A 7,443-nucleotide genomic window follows, 5' to 3' on the forward strand; every position below is an offset into this window, starting at 1 on the left:
GGCGCGCCTGACTATTTCTTGCTGGCGTCGCCCGCCGGCGCGGTGCCGACGTACTGCCAGCCGAACCGGCCCTTGACGCACAGGTTGCCCTCGGTGACCGACGAGTCGAGCGGCGAGGTGACCTTGACCACCTGCTCGCCCTGGGTGTGGAGCGTCAGCGCGCAGCCGACGCCGCAGTAGGGGCACACGGTCGTGGTCTGGCGCTGCGCGGCCTCGTCCCAGGCGCCGGCCTGGCGCAGGTCGAACTCGCGGCTGAACACCAGCGCGCCGGTCGGGCAGGCGTTGATGCAGTTGCCGCAGAACACGCACGCCGAGTCGGGCAGCGCCGTGGCCAGCTCGGTCGAGATCCGCGCGTCGAAGCCGCGCCCGGCCACCGCGATCGCGAAGGTGTTCTGGGCGTCCTCGCCGCAGGCCTCGACGCACTTGTAGCAGAGGATGCACTTGCCGTAGTCGCGCACGAACAGGTCGTTGTCGACCTTGGGCGGCTGCGCGACCGTGGCGGCGGTGGCGCCGTCGCCGCGGTGGTGGTGGCCGGCGACCGCGGCGTCGCGCTCGTCGGCGGCGGCCGGCGGGGCCGCCGGGCCGAACCGGTCCGGCGCGGCGCCGTAGCGCGCCATCCAGCCGGCCACCAGCGGCGTCGCCGACAGATCGACCGACGAGCCCAGGAGCTCGAGCACCAGCTTGCGCGAGGTGCGCACGCGCGGCGAGTCGGTGTGGATGACCATGCCGGCCTCGGCCTTGCGCGAGCACGACGGCACCAGCGTGCGCGCGCCCTCGAGCTCGACCACGCAGATCCGGCAGGCGTTGACCGGCGTCAGGTTGGGCGCGAAGCACAGGGTCGGCACCTCGACGCCGAGCGCGGCGCAGGCGTCGAGCACGGTCGCGCCCTCGGCCACGGCCACGCGCTGGCCGTCGATGGTCAGCTCGACGCGCGCGGGGGCCGGGGGGGGGGGGGGGGGGGGGGGGGGGGGGGGATCGGCAGGCGGATCATGGCGTGGCCTCGTCAGCGAAGGCGCCGAGGCGCGCGACCGCGCTCTCGATCGCCGCGGACGCGGTCTGGCCGAGGCCGCAGATCGACGCGTCGCGCATGCACCTGGCCCAGCTCGGCGAGCAGCGCGCGCTCGTCGGCGACCGCGCCGCGCGGCGCGCCGCGGGCCAGCCGGGTGATCAGCTCCTCCTGGCGCACGGTGCCGACCCGGCACGGCACGCACTGGCCGCAGCTCTCGTCGCGGAAGAACTGCGCGATGCGCGCCAGCACCGGCGCGATCGGCACGGTGCGGTCGAGCACCAGCACCACGCCCGAGCCGAGCGTGGCGCCGACGGCCCGGGTGTCCTCGAAGGTCAGCGGCACGTCGAGCTCGGTCGGGCCGACGAAGGTGCCGGCGGCGCCGCCGAGCAGCACCGACGCGACGTCGGTCGCGCCGGCCAGGTCGAGCAGGTCGCGCAGGCGCGCGCCGAACGGCAGCTCGTACAGGCCCGGGTGCGCGACCCGGCCGCTGACGCAGAACAGCCGCGTGCCGGGCGAGCCGGCGGTGCCGATGGCGCGGTAGGCCGGCGCGCCGTGCTCGATGATCGTCAGCACGTTGACGAGCGTCTCGACGTTGTTGACCACGGTCGGGCGCCCGAACAGGCCGGCCTCGACCGGGAACGGCGGCTTGGTGCGCGGCTCGCCGCGGAAGCCCTCGAGCGACGCGCACAGCGCGGTCTCCTCGCCGCAGATGTACGCGCCGGCGCCCAGGCGCAGCTCGAGCTCGAACCGCGCGCCCTTGCCGAGCACGTCGGCGCCGAGCAGGCCGCGCTCGTAGGCGGCGGCGATCGCGCCGGCGAGCCGCGCGCGCGCCAGCGGGTACTCGCCGCGCAGGTAGATGAAGCCGTGCTCGGCGCCGACGGTCGTGCCGGCGATCGTCAGCGCCTCGATCAACGCGAACGGATCCTCCTCCATGAGCACGCGGTCCTTGAACGTGCCGGGCTCGGACTCGTCGGCGTTGCACACCACGTACTTGGGTCGACCGGGCTGCGCGGCGACCGCGGCCCACTTGCGGCCGGTCGGGAACGCCGCCCCGCCCCGCCCGACCAGCCCGCTGTCGGCGACCTCGCGCAACACGAACGCCGGGCCGCGCTCGAGCGCGCGTCGGAGCGCGCCGTAGCCGCCGGCGGCGCGGTACGCGTCGAGGCTGGTGGGATCGACGGTGCCGACGCGCGCGAGCAGGCGCTCGGGGTAGCGACCGCCGTCGCGGCCGCGCTGCGGCACCAGCGCCGGGGCCGGCGTCGGCGCGCGGCCCGAGGTCACCGCGTCGACGCACGCGGTCGCGTCGACCGGGCCCCAGGCCCCGGCCCGCGACGTCGGCCCGGCGATGGTGAGCATCGCGGCGGGCGCGCGCTCGCACAACCCCAGGCACGGGCTCGGCAGCCACGTGGCGCCGGCGCGGGGCTCGCCGCTGGGCCCCAGCCGCGCGGTCAACTCGCCGACCAGCGCCGGCGCGCCGGCGGCGTGGCACGCGAGGTCGTCGCACACGTGCAGCGCGGTCGGCGGCCGCGCGGCCAGCGCGAACAGCGCGTAGAACGACGCCACGCCGTAGGCCTCGGCCGGCGGCACGTGCAGGCGCTCGCACAGGTAGCCGAGCGCGCCCGGCGACACCCAGCCGCACCGATCCTGGATCGCGTGCAGCCCGGGCAAGAGCAGGTGGCGGCGGCCCCGGGCCTCGCGCAGCTCGCCCGTCACCGGCGCCGGCGCTCCGAGCACCGCGTCGATCGCGGCGCGCTCGTCGTCGGAGGGGGGCGTGGTGATGGGGCGGAGATCCACGGGCGCAGCCTATCAGGCCAGCCGATCGATCCGGACCGCGGCGGCCTTGAACTCGGCGGTGCCGGAGCGCGGATCGGTGGCGTCGATCGTCAGCAGGTTGGTGTCGACCTCGTCGGAGAAGTGGAACGTCATGAACACCAGGCCCGGGCGCAGGCCGGGATCGATCCGGACCGGCGCGCGCACGGTGCCCCGCCGCGGCGACGACCGCACCCGCTCGCCCGTCGGCGACGCCGAGGCGCGCGCGTCGGCGGGCGACAGGTCGACGGTCTCGCCCCGGCGCAGCGGCGAGCGGAAGCTGCCCGACTGCACGCCGGTGTTGAACGAGTCGAGGCGGCGCCCGGTGGTGAGCCGCAGCGGGTAGCGCTCGTCGAGCGCCTCGACCGGCGGCGCGTCGTGGACGACGTGGAACGGCGCCGCCGGGCCCTGGCGCGGCTCGGCCCACAGCCGCCCGTGCAGGAACGGCGAGCCCGGGTGACCGTCCTCGGGGCACGGCCACTGGATGCCGCCCAGCTCGTCGAGCCGGGCGTAGCTCATGCCGGCGTGCATCGGCGACATCGACCGCAGCTCGTCCCACAGCTCCTCGGGCGTGGGGTCGCCGAGGTCGCGCCCGAGCCGACGCGACAGCTCGGCGATGATCGCGATGTCGTCGCGCGCGCCGGGCGGCGGCGCCACCGCGCGCCGCACCCGCTGGACCCGGCGCTCGCTGTTGGTGACGGTGCCGTCGGCCTCGGCGAAGCTGGCGCTCGCCGGCAAGACGACGTCGGCCAGCTCGGCGGTCGGCGTCAGGAAGATGTCCTGCACGACCAGCACCTCGAGACCGCTGAGCAGCTTGGTGGTGCGGTGGCCGTCGGCCTCGGACCGGGCCGGGTTCTCGCCGATGACGTAGAGCGCGCGCAGGTCGCCGCGCTCCATCGCCGCGAACATGTCGGTCAGGTGCCAGCCCGGCTCGGGCGGGATGGTCACGCCCCAGCGCGCCTCGAACTTGGCGCGCGCGACCGGATCGTCGACGTCCTGGAAGCCGGGCAGCTTGTGCGGCAGCGCGCCCATGTCGCCGCCGCCCTGCACGTTGTTCTGCCCGCGCAGCGGGTTGAGCCCCGTGCCCCAGCGGCCGACGTGGCCGGTCAGCAGCGCGAGGTTGATCAGCGCCAGGACGTTGTCGACGGCGTTGTGGTGCTCGGTGATGCCGAGCGTCCAGCAGATCATGCCGCGATCGGCCTTGGCGTAGGCGTGGGCGACCTGCTCGATCACCGCGGCGTCGACGCCGGTGATCGCCGCGACCCGATCGAGCGGGTACTCGGCCAGGACGTGGGCGCGGTAGGCGTCGAAGCCGGTGGTGGCGCGCGCGATGAACGCGCGGTTCTCGAGGCCGGCGGCGAGGATCGCGTGGGCGACGCCGTTGGCGAGCGCGACGTCGGTGCCGACCGTCGAGGCCGAGCCAGCCGTCGGCCCACGCGGCCGACGCGGTCCGGCGCGGGTCGACCACGAACAGCCGCGCGCCGCGGCGCACCCCCTTGAGCACGTGGTGGAAGAAGATGGGGTGCGTCTCGCGCGCGTTCGATCCCCAGAGGAACATGACGTCGGTGTCCTCGACCTCGCGGTACGAGCTGGTGCCGCCACCAGCGCCAAAGACCGTCGCCAGACCGACGACGCTAGGGGCGTGTCACGTTCGGTTGCAGCTGTCGATGTTGTTCGAGCCGACGCCCCCGGATGAACCATCGCCATGTAGTCCCCCTCCGGGCCCGGCGACGAGCAGAAGCCGCCGAAAGGCCTTGGGGCCGGGGGGCGGCGACCGACCCGGCCGGCCGGCGCCGCGGCGGGCCCCGCGCCCCCGGCGCCAGGGGGCGGGCCGGGGGGCGGTCGGCGGGGGCCGCGCGCGGACCAGGGACCGGGGGCGGGGGGGCGGCCGGCGCGCCGGGCCGCGCGCCCACCCCCAGGGCTCGCGGGGGTTGCCCGATCCGCGCAGCATCTTGCGCGCGGGCCCGCCCGATCCGCGCGGCAAGTTGCCCCGGGTCACCCGAGCGCCGCGAGGCCGCGCGCGACCCGGTCGCCGTAGCCACCGCCGAACAGGAGCGCGTGGACCGCGAGCGGATAGAGCTGCCACAGCGCGACGCGCGCTCGCCACTCGGCCGCCAGCGGGAACGCCTCGGCGTAGGCGGCGACGGTGGTCGAGGTCAGCCCGCCGAACAGCGCCAGCATCGCCAGGTCGACCTCGCGGTGACCGCCGTAGACCGCGGGATCGATCAGGGTCGGCCGGCCGGCGACCGCGACCACGTTGCCCGACCACAGATCGCCGTGGAGCCGCGCCGGTGGCTCCGGCGGGCCGAACCGATCGCGGCGCGCGGCCAGACGATCGAGCGCGGCGTCGAGCGGGGGCAGGCGCGCGGCGGCGGTGGCGCGCGCGCACACCGGCCGCAGCCGCTGCTCGATCCAGAAGATCACGCCGTCGTCGGCGAGCCCGCCCGGCTGCGCGATCGTCGCGAGGTAGCTGGGGCGATCGTGGCCGAACCCGGGCGCGCCCAGGCGATGGAGCGCGGCCAGGCCGCGGCCGAGCGCAGCGTCGAAGCCCGGGCCGGGCCCGCCGAGGTCGAGCCACGCCAGCGCCAGGAACCGCGCGCCGACCGCGACCACGGTCGGCACCGGCAGCGGGCCGGCCGCGAGCCAGGTCAGGCCGTCAGCCTCGGCCGCGTACATGCCCGGCGGCGGCGCGGCGTGGGTCTTGATGAACAGCGCGCGCCCGTCGACGAGCTCGACCCGGTAGGCGTCGTTGATGTCGCCGCCGGCGACCGCCGTGGCCCGCGCGATCGGCGCGCCCACGGCGGCGGCGAGGTCGTCACGCCAGGTCGACACCCGCCGACGATAGCGTCACCGCGGCCACGACGCTTGCCGGCGGAACAGGTAGCCGCGCTCGTGGCCACACGTGGTCGCCGCGATCAGCGTCAGGCCGTGGGGCGCGAACAGCCGCGGCGCCAGGTCGACCGCCCACGGCACCTCGTCGGTGTAGATCCACTTGCCGACCGCGCGCAGCGCGGCGCGGAACGAGCGGTAGCGCCAGGTGTCGACCGGCACCAGGATCGCGAGCAGCCCGCCGGGCGCGACGGCGCCGGCGTGGGCGCGCACGACCCGGACGAGATCGCCGTCGTGGAAGTGCTCGACCACCCCGCCGGAGTGGACCAGATCGAAGCCGCGGCCGTCGTAGGCGAGCAGATCGCCCTCGACGTGGGTGACGTCGGCGCCGTGGCCGCGCGCGCGCCACAGCCGCTGCGACAGCGCCAGCGCGGCGCGGTTGCGCTCGACCAGCGTGGCGTGGCCGCCGAAGGTCTCGACCAGGCGCAAGGACGCGTGGCCGGTGCCGGCGCCGAGCTCGAGGATGCGCGGCGCGGTCGGCAGCGCGACGTCGGCGAGCAGGCGCCGGTACGCGCCGAAGACCTGGCGGATGCGGATCGACTCGACCAGGTTGTGGCGACGGCCGATGGTCGCGAAGTGATCATCCCAGTTGGTGGCAGTGAGCGAGGTGGTCATGACGGCTCCTTCAGGCGGCGCGGGCGGCGCGGGCGGCGCGGGTGAGCGGTCGCGCGACGCGCGCGAGCTCGGCGAGGGTGAGGCCGACGACGGCGTCGGCGGCGCGGGGACGCCCGTGACGCGCGGCCGCGGCGGCGAGGCGCGCGCAGGTGCGGCTGGGTCAGCACCGCGGTCAGCGCGGCGCAGGCGGTGGCGGGGCCCGAGGCCCGGACGGCGGCGCCGGTGCGCTCGAGCCAGGCGGCGTTGTCCTCCTCCTGGCCGGGGTACGGATCGACGACGATCATCGCGCGCCCGAGCGCGCACGCCTCGGCGACGGTGGCGCCGCCGGCCTTGCCGACGAGCACGTCGGCGGCGGCGAGCCACGCGGGGAACCCGGCGGTGACGCCGACGACGCGGGCGCTGACGCCGGGCGCGAGGCGCGGCAGCCGCGCGGGGTGACAGATCACCAGCTGCGCCGGCGTGGTCAGCCGGGCCAGCGCGTCGACCACGCGCTGAGCCCGCGGCGTCGGCTCGGCGCCGGCGGCGACCACGACGACCGGGCGCGCGTCGAGCCCGTGGCGGGCGCGCACCGCGGCTCGGGTGGCGGCGACGTCGACGTCGGTGACGCACGCGCGCACCGGCAGGCCGGTGACGATCACCTGCGCCCGCGCCGCGCCCAGCGCGTCGAGCGCGGCCGCGGCGTCGTGGGTCGGCACGCAGATGCGATCGACGCCCGCGCGCAGCCAGTGGCGGTGCGGCGCGTAGTCGGTGGCGACCACGACGTGGGGCACGTGGGCTGGGCGCGCGCCGCCGAGGAGCGCGGCGGCGCCGCTGAAGGTCGAGATGATCGCGTCGGGATCGGTGCGCGCGATCAGCGCCGCGGCGCGATCGAGCCCGGCGCGGGCCAGCGCCCGGGTCGCCGCGGTGGCCGCGGGGCGGTTGGTGTGCCAATAGTAGGTGCGCCACAAGGCCGGGGCGTGGCCGAGCGACCAGCGATACAGCGCCTGCACCGGCCCGCGCTGCCACGACGGGATCAGATCGTCGTAGTCGGCGAGCACCGGCTCGGCGCCGCGGCGGCGGCACGCCCTCAGCCACGGCTTCGGCGGCGCGGGTGTGACCTCCGCCGACGGAGGCATGGACGA

At 76.7% G+C, this 7,443-nt stretch carries 4 protein-coding genes and 2 pseudogenes; all 6 read right to left on the reverse strand.

The features are described from left to right. Window positions 1-11: 11 nt before the first annotated feature. Entirely contained in the window at window positions 12-1,007 is a 996-nt protein-coding gene (locus tag IPL61_06490; GenBank protein ID MBK9030977.1) for a (2Fe-2S)-binding protein, read from the reverse strand. After that, a pseudogene (locus IPL61_06495) lies at window positions 988-2,803 on the reverse strand (NAD(P)H-dependent oxidoreductase subunit E). The gene IPL61_06490 and the pseudogene IPL61_06495 overlap by 20 nt, the downstream one beginning before the upstream one ends. Window positions 2,804-2,815: 12 nt before the next feature. After that, a pseudogene (locus IPL61_06500) lies at window positions 2,816-4,769 on the reverse strand (molybdopterin-dependent oxidoreductase). Between the two features lie 44 nt (window positions 4,770-4,813). Further along, window positions 4,814-5,650 carry a fructosamine kinase family protein gene (locus IPL61_06505; GenBank protein MBK9030978.1) on the reverse strand — a complete coding sequence of 279 codons (837 nt, stop codon included), beginning with the start codon at window positions 5,648-5,650 and terminating at the stop codon, window positions 4,814-4,816. Between the two features lie 15 nt (window positions 5,651-5,665). Further along, window positions 5,666-6,322, reverse strand: a complete 657-nt coding sequence (locus tag IPL61_06510) for a class I SAM-dependent methyltransferase (protein ID MBK9030979.1) — start codon at window positions 6,320-6,322, stop codon at window positions 5,666-5,668. Next, the gene (locus IPL61_06515; GenBank protein ID MBK9030980.1) at window positions 6,319-7,359 is read right to left on the reverse strand and encodes a hypothetical protein; all 1,041 of its coding nucleotides are present in this window, start codon (window positions 7,357-7,359) and stop codon (window positions 6,319-6,321) included. The genes IPL61_06510 and IPL61_06515 overlap by 4 nt, the downstream gene beginning before the upstream one ends. Window positions 7,360-7,443 lie beyond the last annotated feature (84 nt).

The sequence above is a fragment of the Myxococcales bacterium genome, assembly GCA_016717005.1.
Taxonomy (GTDB): domain Bacteria; phylum Myxococcota_A; class Polyangia; order Haliangiales; family Haliangiaceae; genus UBA2376.